The organism is Roseovarius sp. MMSF_3359 (genome assembly GCF_030733385.1).
GTDB lineage: Bacteria > Pseudomonadota > Alphaproteobacteria > Rhodobacterales > Rhodobacteraceae > Roseovarius.
Window position 1 is genome coordinate 1 of the sequence record NZ_JASHJC010000001.1, and the last position, 17,702, is coordinate 17,702.

Annotated in this window: 15 protein-coding genes; 8 read left to right on the forward strand and 7 right to left on the reverse strand. The window is 60.0% G+C overall.

Annotated features, from left to right (window positions below):
• Positions 1-44: 44 nt before the first annotated feature.
• Positions 45-461 carry a hypothetical protein gene (locus tag RBB29_RS00005; RefSeq protein WP_306121078.1) on the reverse strand — a complete coding sequence of 139 codons (417 nt, stop codon included), beginning with the start codon at positions 459-461 and terminating at the stop codon, positions 45-47.
• A 259-nt stretch (positions 462-720) separates the two neighbouring features.
• On the opposite strand from RBB29_RS00005, the gene fdhF reads away from it, so the two are divergent.
• Complete coding sequence (fdhF, locus tag RBB29_RS00010; RefSeq protein ID WP_306113099.1) at positions 721-3,486, forward strand: formate dehydrogenase subunit alpha; 2,766 nt, start codon at positions 721-723, stop codon at positions 3,484-3,486.
• Positions 3,487-3,997: 511 nt separating this feature from the next.
• On the opposite strand, the gene RBB29_RS00015 is transcribed toward fdhF, so the two are convergent.
• The 5 genes from RBB29_RS00015 to RBB29_RS00035 form a co-directional block, all read right to left on the reverse strand.
• Positions 3,998-4,306 carry a transcriptional regulator gene (locus RBB29_RS00015; protein ID WP_306121079.1) on the reverse strand — a complete coding sequence of 103 codons (309 nt, stop codon included), beginning with the start codon at positions 4,304-4,306 and terminating at the stop codon, positions 3,998-4,000.
• Between the two features lie 2 nt (positions 4,307-4,308).
• Positions 4,309-5,313 (reverse strand): hypothetical protein, encoded by a 1,005-nt coding sequence (locus RBB29_RS00020; protein ID WP_306113101.1) that lies wholly within the window; start codon positions 5,311-5,313, stop codon positions 4,309-4,311.
• A gap of 135 nt (positions 5,314-5,448) precedes the next feature.
• Positions 5,449-6,150: a response regulator transcription factor gene (locus RBB29_RS00025; RefSeq protein ID WP_306113102.1), complete on the reverse strand. Its 702-nt coding sequence runs from the start codon at positions 6,148-6,150 to the stop codon at positions 5,449-5,451.
• Positions 6,150-8,051: a PAS-domain containing protein gene (locus RBB29_RS00030; RefSeq protein ID WP_306113103.1), complete on the reverse strand. Its 1,902-nt coding sequence runs from the start codon at positions 8,049-8,051 to the stop codon at positions 6,150-6,152. Before RBB29_RS00030 ends, RBB29_RS00025 begins: the two co-directional genes overlap by 1 nt.
• Positions 8,044-8,634, reverse strand: coding sequence for a 2-hydroxychromene-2-carboxylate isomerase (locus RBB29_RS00035; protein WP_306113104.1), 591 nt, complete (start codon positions 8,632-8,634; stop codon positions 8,044-8,046). Before RBB29_RS00035 ends, RBB29_RS00030 begins: the two co-directional genes overlap by 8 nt.
• A 222-nt stretch (positions 8,635-8,856) precedes the next feature.
• On the opposite strand from RBB29_RS00035, the gene RBB29_RS00040 reads away from it, so the two are divergent.
• From RBB29_RS00040 to RBB29_RS00070, 7 genes are all read left to right on the forward strand, one after another.
• Positions 8,857-10,830 carry an AMP-binding protein gene (locus RBB29_RS00040; protein ID WP_306113105.1) on the forward strand — a complete coding sequence of 658 codons (1,974 nt, stop codon included), beginning with the start codon at positions 8,857-8,859 and terminating at the stop codon, positions 10,828-10,830.
• Between the two features lie 81 nt (positions 10,831-10,911).
• On the forward strand, positions 10,912-11,730 hold the full coding sequence (locus tag RBB29_RS00045; protein WP_306113106.1) for an ABC transporter ATP-binding protein: 819 nt from the start codon (positions 10,912-10,914) through the stop codon (positions 11,728-11,730).
• A gap of 35 nt (positions 11,731-11,765) precedes the next feature.
• On the forward strand, positions 11,766-12,752 hold the full coding sequence (locus tag RBB29_RS00050) for a branched-chain amino acid ABC transporter permease (protein ID WP_306113107.1): 987 nt from the start codon (positions 11,766-11,768) through the stop codon (positions 12,750-12,752).
• Positions 12,752-13,003: a hypothetical protein gene (locus tag RBB29_RS00055; RefSeq protein ID WP_306113108.1), complete on the forward strand. Its 252-nt coding sequence runs from the start codon at positions 12,752-12,754 to the stop codon at positions 13,001-13,003. The genes RBB29_RS00050 and RBB29_RS00055 overlap by 1 nt, the downstream gene beginning before the upstream one ends.
• Positions 13,004-13,117: 114 nt before the next feature.
• Entirely contained in the window at positions 13,118-14,194 is a 1,077-nt protein-coding gene (locus RBB29_RS00060; RefSeq protein WP_306113109.1) for a branched-chain amino acid ABC transporter permease, read from the forward strand.
• 77 nt (positions 14,195-14,271) lie between these two features.
• Positions 14,272-15,552 (forward strand): ABC transporter substrate-binding protein, encoded by a 1,281-nt coding sequence (locus tag RBB29_RS00065; RefSeq protein ID WP_306113110.1) that lies wholly within the window; start codon positions 14,272-14,274, stop codon positions 15,550-15,552.
• A 118-nt stretch (positions 15,553-15,670) separates the two neighbouring features.
• On the forward strand, positions 15,671-16,498 hold the full coding sequence (locus tag RBB29_RS00070; protein WP_306113111.1) for an ABC transporter ATP-binding protein: 828 nt from the start codon (positions 15,671-15,673) through the stop codon (positions 16,496-16,498).
• 303 nt (positions 16,499-16,801) lie between these two features.
• On the opposite strand, the gene RBB29_RS00075 is transcribed toward RBB29_RS00070, so the two are convergent.
• Positions 16,802-17,650 (reverse strand): hypothetical protein, encoded by an 849-nt coding sequence (locus tag RBB29_RS00075; RefSeq protein ID WP_306113112.1) that lies wholly within the window; start codon positions 17,648-17,650, stop codon positions 16,802-16,804.
• Positions 17,651-17,702 lie beyond the last annotated feature (52 nt).

The following is a 17,702-nucleotide window of genomic DNA, read 5'->3' on the forward strand; positions in this document are numbered from 1 at the left end:
CCCCCTTCCGCCACGGGGCCGGGGCGCATGAGTGAGACGCGGGTCTAATTCACAAAGTCGAATTCCAGTTCGATATTGCGAAGTTCCGCAACAAGGTCGGCCTCGTCCTCCGGTGACAGGCCGTCGCGTTGGGCCGGTTCAGGCCCGTCCGCAAAGAGGTTCTCGCGGTCGCCTTCGCCTTCGAAGTAGCGCATCACCTGTTCATAGGCGCGCCGTTCGAGGCGTCGGATCTTGTGGATTTCGCTAAAGCCGGGATCGGTTTGAAAGCAGACATACTCCACCAGCTTGCTGCGCAGGCGCTGATCCGCGAGGGCTGTGTCGTGCAGGGTGAATTCGACCAACACGGCACCGCTCAGGAGGCGGCCCTTGTTGGCGCTCCAATGGTGCAGAATTTGCGCGCTGTGGCATTCGATATGCATATCGCCGGAACCCCGCGGATGATGGTCAACCTGTTTGCGCATTCAGTATCAACTACTCAACCTAAAAGAGAATCTCTTGATTCGCTAGAGTGCGTTGAATCCGTTAACGAAATCCAGCCCGTTGCCGTTAGGTCAGCGAATATCTGCCGGGTGTCGGCGGCAGATCGCCAACGTAGAAAAACAGGTCGTCGCGGCGATCACTTGTCGCGGCATGGCGCAAAACAAATGGGAGGTGTCGGGATTTGCAGACTCCCTTTTTGCCGGGCATGATTTAAGATGGCTCGAACGAGGAGTAAGGCGCATGTCCGAGACGATCAAATTCACCCTGGATGGCAAGGAAGTCGAGGCCGAAGCCGGTCAGACGATCTGGGAAGTGGCGCATGGGCGTGGGTTGGTCATTCCGCATCTCTGTCATAAACCTGCGCCGGGCTATCGTCCTGATGGCAACTGTCGCGCCTGCATGGTCGAGGTTGAGGGCGAGCGCACCTTGGTTGCCTCCTGCATTCGCGAGGCCGCGGACGGCATGGTGGTGACCACGAACTCGACCCGCGCCGAATCCGCCCGCAAGATGGTGGTCGAAATGCTCCTGGCCGATCAGCCAGAGCGCGACCAATCGCACGACAAGTCGAGCCACCTCTGGGACATGGCCGAGGCCAATGGTGTTAGCGGAAGCCGCTTTCCCAAGCTGGAAGAGGGGCGCATCCCGCTTTTGGATGACAGCCATGTGGCGATGAACGTCAATCTGGATGCGTGCATTCAATGTGGCCTCTGCGTGCGTGCTTGCCGTGAGGTGCAAGTGAATGACGTGATCGGTATGGCGGGGCGCGGCCATGACGCCTATCCGACCTTCGATTTCGCCGATCCGATGGGCGCCAGCACCTGTGTCGCCTGCGGCGAATGCGTGCAGGCCTGCCCGACGGGCGCGCTGATGCCATCGAGCGTGGTGGACGCGGGCCAGGTGGGCGACAGCAAGGATTACGACAGTGAGGTTGACAGTGTTTGTGCCTTCTGCGGTGTCGGTTGCCAGATCAGCATCAAGGTCAAGGACGGCAAGGTGAAATATGTCGAGGGGATCAATGGCCCCGCGAACGAAGGCCGCCTGTGCGTCAAAGGGCGGTTTGGATACGATTATATCCATCACCAGCATCGCCTGACCAAGCCGCTCATTCGCCGAGAGGATGCGCCTGCCAAGGGGCTGAACGTGAGCCCTGACAACTGGCAGGAGTTTTTCCGCGAGGCGAGCTGGGACGAGGCGTTGGACTTTGCCGCCGGGGGCCTGAAGGGCCGGGGGCGTGAAGTCGCCGGGTTCGGGAGCGCCAAATGCACCAACGAAGAGGCGTATCTGTTCCAGAAATTCATCCGCCAGGGCTTTGGTCACAATAACGTGGATCACTGCACGCGGCTTTGTCACGCGTCCTCGGTGGCGGCGCTGATTGAAAATGTCGGCTCGGGCGCGGTGACGGCCACGTTCAACGAGATCGAAAACGCCGATGTGGCGATTGTGATCGGTGCGAACCCGATCGAGAACCATCCTGTGGCGGCGACCTATTTCAAGCAGTTCACCAAGCGCGGTGGCAAGCTGATTGTGATGGACCCGCGCGGCGTGGGCCTGCGCCGGTTTGCGACCCATATGCTGCAATTCCGTCCCGGTGCGGATGTCAGCATGCTCAACGCGATCATGCACACGATCGTCGAAGAAGGTCTTTACGATCAGCAGTATATCGACGCCTATACCGAGAACTGGGAGGCGGAGAAGGCGCATCTGGCGGATTTCACGCCGGAGAAGATGGAAGAAATCTGTGGCATCCCAGCCGAGACCCTGCGCGCCGTGGCCCGTGATTTTGCCACCGCCAAGTCGGGCATGATCTTCTGGGGTATGGGCGTTTCGCAGCATATCCACGGCACGGATAATTCGCGCTGCCTGATCAGCCTTGCCTTGATGTGCGGCCATGTGGGGCGTCCAGGCACCGGGCTGCACCCCCTGCGCGGTCAGAACAATGTGCAAGGCGCATCCGATGCGGGCCTCATCCCCATGTTCCTGCCGGATTATCAGACGGTGACCGATGACGGCGTCCGCTCGGCCTTTACCGATGTCTGGAAATCCGGTGATTTCTCGAACGAGAAGGGCCTGACGGTGACCGAGATCATGGATGCGGTTCATGACGACCAGATCAAGGCGATGTATATTCTGGGTGAAAACCCGGCCATGTCGGACCCGGATGTGGAGCATGCCCGCGATGCGTTGGCGAAACTCGATCACCTGGTGGTGCAGGACATTTTCATTACCGAGACGGCCAACTATGCCGATGTGATCCTGCCCGCCTCGGCGCTTTATGAGAAGTCCGGTACCGTGTCGAACACCAACCGTCAGGTGCAGATGTTGCGGCCCGCCGTGGCCCCTCCGGGCGACGCGAAAGAGGATTGGCAGATCGAGGTCGAATTGGCCAAACGCTGCGGGCTCAACTGGACCTATTCGCATCCCAGCGAAGTCTTTGCCGAGATGGCGATCAACATGCGCTCACTCGACAACATCACCTGGGAGCGGCTGGAAAATACCGCCGTGACCTATCCCAGCCTCAGCCCCGAAGATCCGGGCCAGGCGGTGGTCTTCGGGGACGGCTTCCCGCGGCCCGAGGGGCGCGCGCGTTTCACCCCCGCCAATGTCATCGCGCCGGACGATACGCCCGATGCCGAGTATCCGATGATCCTGACCACGGGACGCCAGTTGGAACATTGGCACACCGGGTCGATGACGCGCCGGGCCACCGTGCTGGATGCGGTCGAACCCGAGGCCAATTGCTCTATGCATCCGTCCACCCTGCGCAAGCTGGGCGTGGAGCCGGGCGATCACGTGCGCCTGACGACCAAGCGCGGCAGCATCGTCATCATGGCGCGCGCCGACCGGGCGATTTCGCCGGACATGGTGTTCCTGCCGTTCGCCTACGTGGAGGCAGCGGCCAACATCCTGACCAACCCGGCGGTTGATCCCTATGGCAAAATCCCCGAGTTCAAGTTTTCGGCAGTTAAGGTCGAGGCAATGGAACCCGGTGCCGTGGCGGCGGAGTAAGCCTCTTACATCGTTTGGGGACGTCGGAGAGGTCGCATTTTTGCTTTGCGGAAGGTGAAGATTTGCCAATGGCATAGCTCTTTTGCGCTTTCGACGGTTGTGCATGGGCCGGGTGGGACTGCCGGCCTTGAGCGCCATCGCCAGACGCCGGACAGTTGGCAACGCCACTACCGCCAACAAGTCCGATGACCTCGCCCGGGTGTCAATATTTGCATTGAGCCCGCTGCGTGTATTCGGGTTTGCACCTCGCGCGGTTTCAAGCCCGCAGGGCGCCGCGCATCGACGGCGCGCTCCCACGCGGCGGCGATTTGGCGAGGTTCCGGCAGTATTTGAGGTTCTTCGGATGTGGCATGGATAAAGTGCATATCACATACGACAGGTCGCCACCGCGGGCGCCGTCGATGCGCCACTTCCAAGCTAAGTCAAGAATGGCCGTTCCGCCCACAAAGGCGCCGTCAGAAGGCTAACGGCGCAGGCATTTACCGACCGATGGCGGCTTGTAACCGGTCTGCTACGATTTGAGAGGCATCTCATCCGCGAGATTGAGGATGTCACGCAACGCATCGAGATAGGTCTCGAAGGCGTGCAACCCGCTCTCTGAAAGCTGGTAGACGGTATGTGGCCGTGCGTCCAACACCATCCGGCTGTGAAGATATCCGGCCGAGCTCAGTTTCCGCAAATGCGCATCCAGGTTTCCATCTGTAATCGCAAGCGAGGACTTCAGCTGCGAAAAGCTCGGCTCACCAACATAGAGCAACATCGCGATACGGGTGCGTACCTGTTGGTGAAACATGGGGTCAAGTTTGGGCAGCTCACGCATGTCTAGAACGCCCGGAGAACGGGTTCTTGCGTCTCCGGATCCCAGGCCCAGGAGCTTTGGCCAGATTGAATATGCACACCGCCAAGCCACTCATCCCGCGCGATTTCGCCAGTGGCATCGACTTTGCCAGACCTCACCTCCTGGCCGAAATCCGTCAGCATCAGCCGCTGTTGCCGGAAGACAGGCTGCTCTTCCGGCGAAGCAGGCGGGTGCCAGAACGTGCCCGGCTCGGCGGTGAGCAAACCCGCCTTGCAGAGCCTGTCGATGATCGAAAACGTGCGCCAATCACCGATGTAAAGCGCGGTCTCACGGTCCATGTTCTGCCAGAAAAGCTCAACGGGTCCGTGAACACCCCCCGCCACCAGCGAGAGTATTTGTTGCTCGGTGCGGTTCAAGCCAGTGGTCGTGAAGGGAAATTCTTCAAGATGACGCGAAAGCGCGGCTTTCAGAAAGGGCAGGGATGACAAGTCGGTGTTGATAAGGGCGCTGAGAGCCGTTGGATCATTTGACCGGAACGCGGCCCACCCCCGTTGGGCCAGTTTCAGCATGTCATCAGTGACCGCGATGCTCTGGTCCAACAGAGAGAACATCTGGGTGGGGTCAAGCTCTCCGATCCCACGAAACCGGTCCATCCCGGGGAATTGGTTAATGCAGATTATCCGTAGCTCAATGTGGGTCAATTGCGCCGCCGCGAACCAATCCAGGAGCTGCAAAATCTGTAACTGGTCAAGCAGATCATGCTCAAACCACAGCACCACACGGTCATAGGTCGCAGCGGCCTTCAGATGGTCATCCCGCAAGCGCAGGTCTCGCTCGGCTGCGCGCGCGTCCCCTTTGGGCCCCACGAGATAGCGCGCCCGAACGGGTCGCAGCTCGTCGAGGGATAAACCGGCGGGAAAGGGGCCGTGATGCATCGGATCCCGCCATGGCAGGACATCACCCGGAACGGAACTCGCCTTGAGAATTCCTGCCGCACCGTCGCCATTTGTAATGTTGAGAATGCGCATTTTTAGGCTCTGCTCCAGATGAACTCTGTTTTTCAGAGTTACGCTCTGTAATGCAGAGTGTCAAGCTAAAGCGGAATAACAGGCGGCCCACCTTCGACAACATTTTGGTTTCATCAATCGCGCATCAGCGTGGCGTCATCGCCAGGTGACATCCCCTAGGAAGATGTACCCCGCGCCGTATATCGTCTTGATAAGGCGAGGGTTTTTGGGATCTTCGCGGAGTTTCGTCCTGAGCCGTGAGATACGGACATCCATCGCCCGATCGAAGCTGTCCCCGGCGACGCCACCAAGAGTTTCCTGCATAGACTGACGCGAAATCAGGCGTTTCGGTCGGTCGAGGAAGAGGCGCAAAACCTCACCCTCGGCATGGGAAAAAGGGATTTCTTCACCCTTGTCGTCTTCCAGGACATAGCGGTCGAAATGCGCCACCCAGCCTTCGAACGCTGCGGTCTCAGCGACCTGCCGCACGGGGGTGTCGCGGCGCAGGCGGGCGCGGATACGGGCCACGACCTCGGCAGGGTCGAACGGCTTGATGATGTAGTCATCCGCGCCAAGTTCCAACCCCGTCACCCGGTCCTGCACCTGCGCCCGGCCCGAGATGATGATGACCGTGGCCCCCTGCTCCAACGCCAGCCGGTGCACCAATGTCAGCCCGTCCCGATCCGGCAGCGACAGGTCCACGAGGCAGACATCGGGCGTGACGGATTTCAACGATGCCTCGAACTCGGTCGCGCGGGCGAAGGTCAGGGTGCGAAACCCGGCCTCTTCGAGCGCATCGGCAAGCATGGTCCGGATCGCCGGTTCGTCGTCGAGGATTGTCACAAGCGGGGCGGTCATCAGGAGGCTCCCTGGCTGAGAAAGGCGGTGAGCTGCGCGTCGGAGAAGGGCTTGCGCAGCACGGGTGCAAGCGACAGGGCGCGCCGGTGCAGCGGGTCATCTGGCGGCAGGGACGTCATCAGGAACGCCGGGCACCGCCCGTCTGGCAACGCCTCGATCAGATCGAGGCCGGTTTGCTCACCTTCGAGAGTAATATCGGATAAAAGTGCCGAGATTTCAGGGAGTTCCACCAGGAGCGTCAATGCCTCTGCAACGCTCGTCGCTTCGACGACGGTGTGACCGGCCTCGCGCAGCATGTCGCGTACCGTCAGGCGCAGATCGGGGCTGTCTTCGACCAGAAGCACCATGCCGGGATGCAGTGTGGCATCCGCCGGTCGCAATGGCAATTGCAGGGCCACGCGCGCACCCTGTTCGGTATTCGACAGGTCCATCCGCCCACCGGCCATCTGGGTCATGTCATAGACCATGACCAGCCCGAGCCCCGACCCGTCATCCCCCTTGGTGGTGAAAAACGGCTCCAGTGCGCGGTCTAGTGCGCGTTCGGAGAAACCCGGACCAGTGTCAGCCACCGAAAACTCCAGCCAGGTGTCCTGCACCGGCCGGACGCTAAGGGTGATCGTGCCGGACGGGCCGCAGGCATCCCGCGCGTTCAGCACGAGGTTCAGAAGGGAATCCTGCAACATCCCGGCATCCAGAAGATACGCGCCGGGACCGGCGAGGTTTTCGGTTTTGAACCGGACACTTTGGGGCAGGGTCGAGCGCGCCAGCGGTTCAAGATCCGACAGGAAAGCGCCGAGATCGGTCGGGACCGGATGGTGTTTGCGGTGACCGGTCATGTCGGCGATGCGGTTGAGCAGGCTGCCGCCGCGCCGTGCCGCCGACAGGGTCGCGCCGATCAACTCCTCGGCCTCGCCCGGCAGGGCCATGCGTTGCAGCTTGGATTGCATCCCAAGGATGATGGTCAGCAGGTTCGAGAAATCATGCGCCAGCCCGCTGGTCATCTGCGCGGCCAACTCGCGGCGGCGGGTCTGTTGCAGGGCGGCGCGCGTCTGCGCCTCTTCGGTGATGTCCATCGACAGGATGTAGACACCGCCTTCGGAATCGTCGGGGGTGAAGGCCGCGCGGATGCGTCGTGTGCTGGGCTGATGGGTGAATTCAAACACCGATGGCGTGCCGGCAAAGGCATCTTCGAGCCGCGTGTGGATCGATTGATACGCAGCCTCCCCCATCGCTTCCTCGACGGTCAGCCCGATGATCTCGGACTGGCTGCCCGGCATCACCGAACTCAGCCGTCGGTTGGAATAGGTATAGCGCCGGTCGGGCCCGACATGGGCGATATGGGCGGGCATCATCTCGGTCGTCAGCCGGGTGCGGGCCTCGGAGGCGGTCAATTGTCGCTTGGCGGCTTCAAGGGCGGTGATCGTTGCCTCGAGCTGCCGGTTGGTGGTGGTCAGTTCCTCGGAATAGCCGGTCAACTGGTCGGATAGTTCTTCGGAACGCGCCCGCAACAGCGCCTCCTGCCGTTTGGCGCGGGTGATATCGGTATAGACCGTGACCCATCCGCCTTGCGGCAGGGGTGAGCCTTCGACGCTGATCATCCGGCCATTGGCGCGAGGACGTTCCATGTAATGCGGCTCGAACGCGCGGGCCTGCTGCACCCGGGTCTGGATGAAGTGGTCGATATCGTCGATCGGGCCGTGCTCGCCCCGCTCTGCGAGGTATCGGATCGTGTCCTCGAAATCCGCCCCGGGCGTCACCAGATGATCGGGAAGGTCGAACATCTCCTGAAATCGGTGGTTGCAGACGGCGAGCTTCAGATCGCTGTCATAGATCGACAGGGCCTGCTGAATGAGGTTCAGTCCGGCAATCATCATCTTTTGGGTGTGATCGTTCTCAGCCATGCTGCACCGCCCAGTCCAGCGCCTGTTCCAGACGATCATCGCCCCAGAAAAGCTCGTCGCCCACGGTAAAGCTCGGGGCACCGAAAAGACCGCGCCTGGCGGCTTCTTCGGTGGTCTGGCGCAGGGTGTGTTTGACCGCCTCGGTCCCGGCTTGTTCCAGAATGCCAAGGGGTAGGCCCGCGGCACCGGCGCAGGCCGAGATCACATCCGGGTCGGAGATGTCGAGCTTTTCGGAGAATTCCGCCAGATAGACATTGTGCACGAAGGCGACCATCTGCGGACCGGGGTCCGCCGCCGTCGCCACCCGCGCGGCCAGCAGCCCGTTTTGCGGAAACGGGTCGGGCTTGTGCAGCGTCAGCCCCAGCCGGCCGCATTGCCGCGCCATGTCGCGCCACATGTAATTTCCCTTGGCGGCATAGATGTTGAAAGGTGACGTATGCCACCCCTGGGCCGCAAAGATCGGACCCAGGAGGAACGGCCGCCAGCGCACCGTGACGCCCGCCTTTGCCGCGCGGGCCGGCAGGCGCATGGCGCTCAGATAGGAGTAGGTCGAGGCGAACTCGAACCAGAAGTCAATCTTCATCGCGTGGCCCCTTTTGCGGGTTGACCGGCGGTTCCGTCTCTTCACGTTTCTGGCCGCAGGTGGGTGGTGTCAAGGCTTGGTCGGCCGGTGTTACAATTCGTAAGGATTGGGAAATGATCAGGTAAAAGTTGACCTCGAAAGATAATCCAACATCCTTGAGGTTCGAGAGAATCGCCTCAAGGTGGTCATCTGTCCGGAAACCGGGCACGGGAGGATTTTGATTTGGCACAGTCGCCCCAGGCGACCGGAGGGCTCGCGTCCATTCCGGCGCTTTTGCAACGCAACGCCAGCCAGTTTGGCAGCAAGGCCGCGTATCGGGAAAAGGAATACGGGATCTGGCAAAGCTGGACCTGGGCCGATACCGAACAAGAGATCGAGGCATTGGCGCTTGGGCTTCTGAACCTTGGGGTGAACGAGGGCGATTTCGTTGCCATCATCGGGCGCAACCGGCCCTATTTCTACTGGTCGATGGTCGCGGCGCAGTCGGTGGGCGCGATCCCGGTTCCGGTCTATCAGGACAGCGCCGCCGAGGAGATGGCCTATGTGATGGACCATTGCGGTGCCCGTTTCGCGGTGGTCGAAGACCAGGAGCAGGTCGACAAGATCATCGAGATTCAGGACGCGCTCAACCAGTTCGAGCACATGATTTATGTCGATCCCAGGGGCCTGCGGAAATACGATCATCACAAGCTGCACGAGTTTTCCCATGTGCAGAACCAGGGCCGTGCGGCGTATGATGAATTCATCGGTGACCTCAAGGCGCGGCGCGAGAAGCTGGATTACGACAGCACCTGTGTCATGCTCTATACCAGCGGGACGACCGGCAAACCCAAGGGCGTTGTCCTGTCGAACCGCAATATCATCGAGGCGTCGAAATCATCCGCCGAGTTCGACAAGCTGGGTATGGGCGAAGAGGTTCTGGCCTATCTGCCGATGGCCTGGGTTGGCGATTTCATCTTTTCCATCGGGCAGGCCTATTGGACCGGGTTCTGCGTGAATTGTCCGGAAAGCGCGGACACGATGATGACCGACCTGCGCGAGATCGGCCCGACATATTATTTCGCGCCGCCGCGGGTTTTCGAGACTCAGCTGACCAACGTGATGATCCGCATGGAAGACGCGGGCCGTTTCAAGCAATGGCTGTTTCACAAGTTCATGGCGCATGCCCGAAAAGTGGGTCCGGCCATCCTGGACGGTAAACCCGTTGGGGGCCTTGACCGGCTCAAATACCTGCTGGGCAAGCTCTTCATTTTTGGACCGCTCAAGGACACGCTGGGCCTTGGTCGGGTACGGGTGGGCTACACCGCCGGGGAGGCGATCGGCCCGGAAATCTTTGATTTCTATCGCTCTTTGGGGATCAACCTGAAACAGCTCTACGGGCAGACCGAAGCGTCGGTGTTCATCACGTTGCAGCCCGATGGCGAAGTGCGAAGCGATACGGTGGGCGTGGCCGCCCCCGGGGTTGAGTTGCGGATCGCCGAGAGTGGCGAAGTATTTTACCGCAGCCCCGGCACATTCGAGGAATACTACAAGAACCCCGAGAGTACGGCGTCGACCAAGGATGAAGAGGGATGGGTCGCCACCGGCGATGCGGGGTTCTTTGACGACGAAACCGGGCATCTCAGGATCATCGACCGAGCCAAGGATGTCGGCAAAATGGCCGACGGGGCGATGTTTGCGCCGAAATATGTCGAGAATAAACTGAAGTTTTACCCCAACATTCTGGAGGCGGTCGTCTTTGGCAACCAGCGCGACGAGTGCACCGCCTTTATCAATATCGACCTCAATGCCGTGGGTAACTGGGCCGAGCGCAACAATATCGGTTATGCGTCTTATCAGGAGCTGGCCGGGAACCCGCAGGTGCTCGGAACCATCAAGAGCCATGTGGAAGAGGTCAACCGGTCGCTCGCCGATGATCCGATGCTGGCGCATTGCCAAGTGCATCGTTTTATCGTGCTGCACAAGGAGCTCGACGCCGATGATGGCGAGATGACGCGGACGCGGAAGGTGCGGCGCGGGGTGATTTCGGACAAGTTCGAAGATCTCCTGGGCGCGCTTTATGACGGGTCGGATGAGATCTTTACCACCACCGAGGTCACTTATGAAGATGGTCGCAAGGGGTCGATCAGCGCCACGTTGAAGGTCGTTAGTGCCGAGGTGTCGATGCAGCAGGATCAGAAAGTGGCCGCGGAATGAGGGCCGGTGATGCGCCGCTCGCCCGTTCCGGGCATCGCCCCGCCCACCGTCCCGTGATGGGAAGCCCAAGAGGAGTGTGTCATGCTTGATGCGAGCGAGGGATATACCACCGAGGATGGCCGCAAGATCGGCGGCGTGGTGATGGAGATGAAGAACATCACCTTGCGTTTCGGCGGGGTGGTCGCGATCCAGGACATCAGTTTTGATATCCGCCAGGGCGAGATCCGCGCGATAATTGGGCCGAACGGTGCCGGTAAGTCGTCGATGCTCAACGTGATTTCGGGTTTCTACCATCCGCAGGAGGGTGAGGTCTGGTACAAGGGCGAACGGCGCCCGGCCATGAAGCCTTACGAGGTGGCCCGGCAGGGGATCGCGCGGACCTTCCAGAACATTGCGTTGTTCGAGGGTATGTCGGTGCTGGATAATGTCATGACCGGTCGCATCCGGCAGATGAAGTCGGGGCTCTTTGCGCAGGCACTCTGGAAGGGGAAAGCCGAGCGCGAAGAGGTTGAGAACCGGGCATTCGTGGAGCGGATCATTGATTTCCTTGAGATCCAGCATATTCGCAAAACCCCGGTGGGGCGGTTGCCTTATGGGTTGAAGAAGCGCGTGGAGCTGGCGCGGGCGCTGGCGGCGGAGCCGTCGATCCTGCTGCTGGACGAGCCGATGGCGGGGATGAATGTCGAGGAGAAAGAGGACATGAGCCGCTTTGTTCTCGACGTGAATGACGAGTTCGGCACCACGATTGCGCTGATCGAGCATGATATGGGCGTGGTGATGGACCTCTCCGACCGTGTTGTCGTGATGGATTACGGCAAGAAGATCGGGGACGGTACACCCGACGAGGTGCGCGGCAACCAGGCGGTGATCGACGCCTATCTGGGGGTGGCGCATGACTGATGAACTTGAAATCCTGATGGACGGAGGGCGGCACCATGCCTGAACAACTGGTTTTTGCCATGGAGGTGTTCCTCAACGGGCTGATGGCGGGCGTGCTTTATGCGCTGGTCGCGTTGGGCTTTGTGTTGATCTACAAGGCCTCGGGTATCTTCAACTACGCCCAGGGCGTGATGGCGCTTTTCGCGGCACTGACGCTGGTCGGGATCATGGAAGGGCAGGTGCCGTTTGCGCACCTGATAAACGCCATGCTCGGGACCGAGATTCACCATTTCGGCTGGCATGTGCCGGGGGTTCTGGCGATCCTCTTTACGATGGCGGTGATGGTCGGGCTGGCGTGGATCGTCAATACGCTGATCTTCCGGCATCTGGTCAACCAGGAGCCGATTATCCTTTTCATGGCGACGATTGGCCTTGCCTATTTCCTCGAGGGGTTCGGGGATATCATGTGGGGGGCGGATATCAAGAAGCTGGACGTGGGGCTGCCGCAGGGGATCAATCTTTGGATCGACGAGACCACGTTCAACATCTTCGATTACGGCTTCTTCATCGACAATCTCGATATCGTGGCGACGGTGGTGGCGGCGCTGTTGGTCTGCGCGCTGGTGATTTTTGCGCAATATACCAAGCAGGGCCGCGCGATGCGGGCCGTGGCGGATGACCACCAGGCGGCGCTGTCGGTTGGTATTTCGCTGAACTTCATATGGGTGATGGTCTGGTCAGTGGCTGGCTTCGTGGCACTGGTGGCCGGGATCATGTGGGGCACCAAGTCGGGCGTGCAGTTCTCGTTGTCGTTGATTGCCTTGAAGGCACTGCCGGTGCTGATGCTGGGCGGGTTCACCTCGATCCCGGGCGCCATTGTGGGCGGGCTCATCATCGGGGTTGGCGAGAAGCTCTTTGAGTTCGGCTTTGGCCCGATGCTGGGCGGTGCGACCGAGAACTGGTTTGCCTATGTGCTGGCGCTGATCTTCCTTGTGTTCCGACCGCAGGGGTTGTTTGGCGAAAAGATCATCGAGAGGGTGTGATGGTTCAATTGCTGCCTTTCTTTCGTGTCCTGCCGCCGCTGCTGTTCGTTTATGGCATCGTGATGATCATTGCGAATATTGCCGAATTACGCGCGACCGCTTCAATTTCGGGTATGCAGGGCAGTTTCCTGTCAGAAATGCGGATCGCTTATCTCGCTGGAATTGCGCGTTCTTTCTATGAGCTGTTTTTCTTTGCGGCGATGGCAGCGGTAGTTACCGCAGCCAACAGATATCTGGAGAGGCAGATATGATGTTTTCTTCACAGTCCGGGCGGGGCGACTGCGTGTCGCTCTGCGCCACGACACCCGCCCGCCCGGCACCTTCGTTTGGGCGCATGACTGACACGAATTCGGGAGTGATCTGAGATGTTTTATCGTGAAGCCGGTGACTTCAAGACATCCTATGTGGATGACAACCAGACCTTTCCGATCAAGTTCGACCGGTATCGGTATTATGTCGTGCTCTTCGCAGCTTTTGCGATCGTGCCGTTCATCATCAATGACTATTGGGTCAATGCGGTTTTCCTGCCGTTCCTGATCTATGCGATTGCGGCGATTGGGTTGAATATCCTCACCGGGTATTGCGGGCAGGTCTCGCTTGGCACCGGCGGGTTCATGGCCGTGGGGGCCTATGCCTGCTACAAGCTCATGACCGGGTTTCCCGAGGTCAGCATTTTCATTCACATCATCCTGTCGGGCGGGATTACCGCGGCGGTTTGCGTGGTGTTCGGATTACCGAGCCTCAGGATCAAAGGGTTTTACCTCGCCGTGGCGACGCTAGCGGCGCAGTTCTTCCTCGTCTGGCTCTTCAACAAGGTAAGCTGGTTCTACAACTACTCCGCCTCGGGGCAGATCAACGCGCCGGAGCGGACGATCTTTGGCATCGCGGTCACCGGTGCGCAGACGGCACCCTGGGCGGCCTATCTCTTCTGCCTTATTTTTACCTTTGCCAGCGCGATCATTGCCCGCAACCTGACGCGCGGGATGACCGGGCGGAAATGGATGGCGATCCGGGATATGGACATCGCGGCCGAGATCATCGGGGTCAACCCGCTCAAGGCCAAGCTGAGTGCCTTTGCGGCCTCCGGTTTCTTCGTGGGCATCGCGGGCGCGCTCTTCTTCGCGGTCTACCTGGGCGCCGTCGAGGTAGGCGAGGTCTTTGGCATCACCAAATCGTTCCTGGTGCTCTTTATGATCATCATCGGCGGGCTGGGGTCGATCTTTGGCAGCTTTGCCGGGGCGGCCTTCCTCGTGCTGCTGCCGGTGCTGTTGAAGAACGTGTTGGTGGGGACGCTGGGCTGGCCCACGGACTTGGCGGCGCATCTGGAGTTCATGATCGTCGGCGCGTTGATTGTCATCTTCCTGATTGCCGAGCCGCACGGGTTGGCACAGCTTTGGCGCGTGGCGAAGGAGAAACTGAGGCTTTGGCCCTTCCCGCACTGAGGGGCATTGAGAGAGGTGCGGCGGGCCGAGGTCCGCCCCGCGTAACATCGGACAAAACCAAGGGAGGAATTAACCCGATGAAGAAAACACTAATCACAGCCGCCGTGGCGGCCATGGTGGCAACAGGTCCGGCACTGGCCGACCTGACCATCGTCGATACGAGCTATCGGACCGGGCCTTATGCGGCGAACGGTATTCCGTTCTCGGACGGGTATCAGGATTACTTCACGCTGCTCAATGAGCGCGATGGCGGCATCGGCGGCGAGAAGATCAATATCGTCGAATGCGAGACCGGCTATAACACCGAGAAAGGTGTTGAATGCTATGAGGCGACCAAGGGCGAAGGCGCGCTTGTCTATCAGCCGCTGTCGACGGGCATCACCTATCAGTTGATCCCGAAAGCGACCGCTGACGGCATCCCGCTTCACACCATGGGCTATGGCCGGACTTCAGCCAAGAATGGTGCGGTGTTTAAATATGTCTTCAACTACCCGGCCAACTATTGGGACGGTGCCAGCCTCGCGGTCAGCCATATTCTTGAGCAGAATGGTGGCGACATCAGTGGCAAGAAAATCGCGCTGGTCTATCACAACTCCGCCTATGGCAAGGAGCCGATCCGTACGCTGGAAGAGCTGTCGAAGAAACATGGGTTCGAGCTGAGCTTGCTGCCCGTTGACCACCCCGGCCAGGAACAGAAATCACAATGGCTGCAAATCCGCCGCGAGAAGCCTGACAATGTCCTGATGTGGGGCTGGGGCGTGATGAACCAGGTGGCCATCCAGGAGGCCGTCAACATCCGCTTCCCGATGGAAAACTTCATCGGTATCTGGTGGTCCGGGTCGGAAAACGACGTGAAAGCCGCGGGTGACAAGGCCAATGGTTACAAGGCACTGACCTTCCACAACCTTGGGTCCGACTACCCGGTCTATGCCGATATTCAGCAGTACGTCGTGGATGCAGGCAAGGCCGCTGGCGCCGGCGATCAGGTGGGCACGGTGCTATATAACCGTGGCATGTATGCGGCGATGCTGGCCTCAGAGGCGATCAAGACCGCGCAGGAAATCCACGGTGTTTCCGACATCACCTCGCAGCAAATGCGCGACGGGATGGAAGCCCTGGAGATGACCGAAGCCAAGATGGAGGCCATCGGCCTGCCGAACTTCGGCCCCGAATTCAAGGTGAGCTGTGAAAACCACGGCGGCAACGGTTTTGGCGCCGTGTCGCAATGGGATGCGGCCGCCGGTGAGTTCAAGCTGATCACCGAGTACTACCAATCCGATCAGGACGTGATCCAGCCGCTGGTTGAAGAAGACAGCGCCGCCTTCGCGTCGGAAAACGGCATCGAGCCGGGTTGCTGATCCAGTGATGATACCCGGTCGCGGCGCGGGTCGCGGCCGGGGAATTTGAGTATTTTTGGCAAGATGAAAACAGGGTGCGGGTCCCCGGGGGACGCGCGGATCGTAACGGAGCTGAACCATGCTGGATATCACCGAAGACCCCAAGGACGCCCTGCTGGAAGTCAACAATATCGAGGTGATCTATAATCATGTGATCCTCGTGCTGAAGGGCGTGAGCCTCAAGGTGCCGAAAGGCGGCATTACGGCGCTGCTCGGCGGTAATGGCGCGGGCAAGACGACGACGCTCAAGGCGATTTCCAACCTGTTGAAATCCGAGCGTGGAGAGGTCACCAAGGGTTCGATCACCTATCGCGGGGAGCGGGTGCAGGATCTGGTGCCGTCGGATCTGGTCCGCAAAGGTGTCATCCAGGTGATGGAAGGCCGCCACTGTTTCGAACACCTGACCGTTGAGGAAAACCTCCTGACCGGGGCCTATACACGTGGGTCGAGCCGGGGTGAGATCGACGCTGATCTGAACATGGTCTACGACTATTTCCCGCGCCTGAAAGAGCGGCGCAAGAGCCAGGCGGGCTATACCTCGGGCGGGGAACAGCAGATGGTCGCCATTGGCCGCGCCTTGATGAGCCGGCCCGAGACGATCCTTCTGGATGAGCCGTCGATGGGGCTCGCGCCGCAGCTTGTGGAGCAGATTTTCGGGATCGTGAAATCGCTCAACGAGGAGGAAGGGTATACCTTCCTTCTGGCGGAGCAGAACACCAATGTCGCGCTCAGGTTTGCCCATTACGGGTACATCCTGGAGTCGGGCCGCGTGGTGATGGATGGTCTCGCTTCGGACCTGCGCGAGAACCCGGATGTGAAGGAATTTTACCTCGGTATGTCCGACGAAGGGCGCAAGAGCTTCCGGGATGTGCGCAGCTACCGCCGCCGGAAGCGGTGGCTGAGCTGATGATTGTGAATATTGTCGACAGGAGGTCCCGGAAATACCGGTGGCAGACAGTCAACGCGGTTATGGAAAACGCCTGGCAGGACAATGGATGCCCGGATTCGGATCAGGCGCGGAAGGATTGTGAGTATCAACTGACCTATGCTGAGCGCGCCAACATTTCGGTGTCCGAGGCCGTGGCGTGGGGCATGGCCGAAAGAGCAGAAGTTACACTTCACCTCTACGACGAAGGAGCGGGGATTGGGACGACCCGATCCTTGTCTGAGCTAACCAAAGTCCCAGAGGGAGGCGCGTGAGCAGATGACGTTAGCCTTGCGTCAGCTTCGCCCGCATTTCCTCGATCAACTCCAGCGCCTCTTCGCGGGTGTTGCGGATGTTGGGGCGGAAGCCGGCGGATTCGGCCCGAAGGCGGATGTCGGCTTCGGTCTCGGATCCCGCCGCGTAGCGGACCGAGCCAAGCGATCCGGCCTCGTTCAGGCGTTTGCCGCGATGGGCGTATTGGATCCACGCGCCGGGCAGGATTTGGCAGCCGTTCATGTTCACGAGGAAAAACCAGCGCCGGTCGCTCTCCTTGATGCGCTCTTCGAGGTAGTCGTAGAAATCGTTCACATCGCGCGAATGGTTGAACGTAAAGTGCGAGAAATCCACGTCCATGATCACGCGGGCCTCGTCAAACTTCACGCGGCGGACAAAATCCGACAATTCGTAATTGCGCTCAAGCACCAGCTTTTTGCGCCGGGTCGACGGGATTTCGCGGATGCGGGCGATGGCCGCGTCGCGGTCGGAAAAGAGGTTGGGATCGAACGCCTCGGTATTGGCGGCCCGCTCGATCTGTCGACGGGTCACGTCGGAGGCATCAAAACGCACCGAGCCCATGGAATGCGCCATGTTGAGCGCCTTGCCGCGCCGGGAATAGGCGGTCCAGGCGACCGGGTCGATGCGGGTGCCGTTGAGATTGACCAGAAAGAACCATTTTTCCTCACCGGTCGCGGCAATGCGCGCCTCGAGCCGGTCATACATCCGGTTCACGATCTCGGAACTGTCGAAATGAAAATCCGAAAAATCGGCCTCCATGGCCTGCAACGCGTCATGAAAGGCTATGCGGCGATCAAGGTCGGCATCGCTGATCGCGGTCGTGCTGTGCTGGTCCGTCATACTCAAATTCTCCATGAAATCTCTCAGGAGTTCGCGCGGTATGCAAATGTAT

Coding starts and splice junctions, on each gene's coding strand:
- RBB29_RS00005 (WP_306121078.1), bottom strand. CDS start 461: ATGCGCAAACAGGTTGACCATCATCCGCGGGGTTCCGGCGATATGCAT.
- RBB29_RS00015 (WP_306121079.1), bottom strand. CDS start 4,306: ATGCGTGAGCTGCCCAAACTTGACCCCATGTTTCACCAACAGGTACGC.
- RBB29_RS00070 (WP_306113111.1), top strand. CDS start 15,671: ATGCTGGATATCACCGAAGACCCCAAGGACGCCCTGCTGGAAGTCAAC.
- RBB29_RS00020 (WP_306113101.1), bottom strand. CDS start 5,313: ATGCGCATTCTCAACATTACAAATGGCGACGGTGCGGCAGGAATTCTC.
- fdhF (WP_306113099.1), top strand. CDS start 721: ATGTCCGAGACGATCAAATTCACCCTGGATGGCAAGGAAGTCGAGGCC.
- RBB29_RS00055 (WP_306113108.1), top strand. CDS start 12,752: ATGGTTCAATTGCTGCCTTTCTTTCGTGTCCTGCCGCCGCTGCTGTTC.
- RBB29_RS00060 (WP_306113109.1), top strand. CDS start 13,118: ATGTTTTATCGTGAAGCCGGTGACTTCAAGACATCCTATGTGGATGAC.
- RBB29_RS00025 (WP_306113102.1), bottom strand. CDS start 6,150: ATGACCGCCCCGCTTGTGACAATCCTCGACGACGAACCGGCGATCCGG.
- RBB29_RS00065 (WP_306113110.1), top strand. CDS start 14,272: ATGAAGAAAACACTAATCACAGCCGCCGTGGCGGCCATGGTGGCAACA.
- RBB29_RS00030 (WP_306113103.1), bottom strand. CDS start 8,051: ATGGCTGAGAACGATCACACCCAAAAGATGATGATTGCCGGACTGAAC.
- RBB29_RS00035 (WP_306113104.1), bottom strand. CDS start 8,634: ATGAAGATTGACTTCTGGTTCGAGTTCGCCTCGACCTACTCCTATCTG.
- RBB29_RS00075 (WP_306113112.1), bottom strand. CDS start 17,650: ATGACGGACCAGCACAGCACGACCGCGATCAGCGATGCCGACCTTGAT.
- RBB29_RS00050 (WP_306113107.1), top strand. CDS start 11,766: ATGCCTGAACAACTGGTTTTTGCCATGGAGGTGTTCCTCAACGGGCTG.
- RBB29_RS00045 (WP_306113106.1), top strand. CDS start 10,912: ATGCTTGATGCGAGCGAGGGATATACCACCGAGGATGGCCGCAAGATC.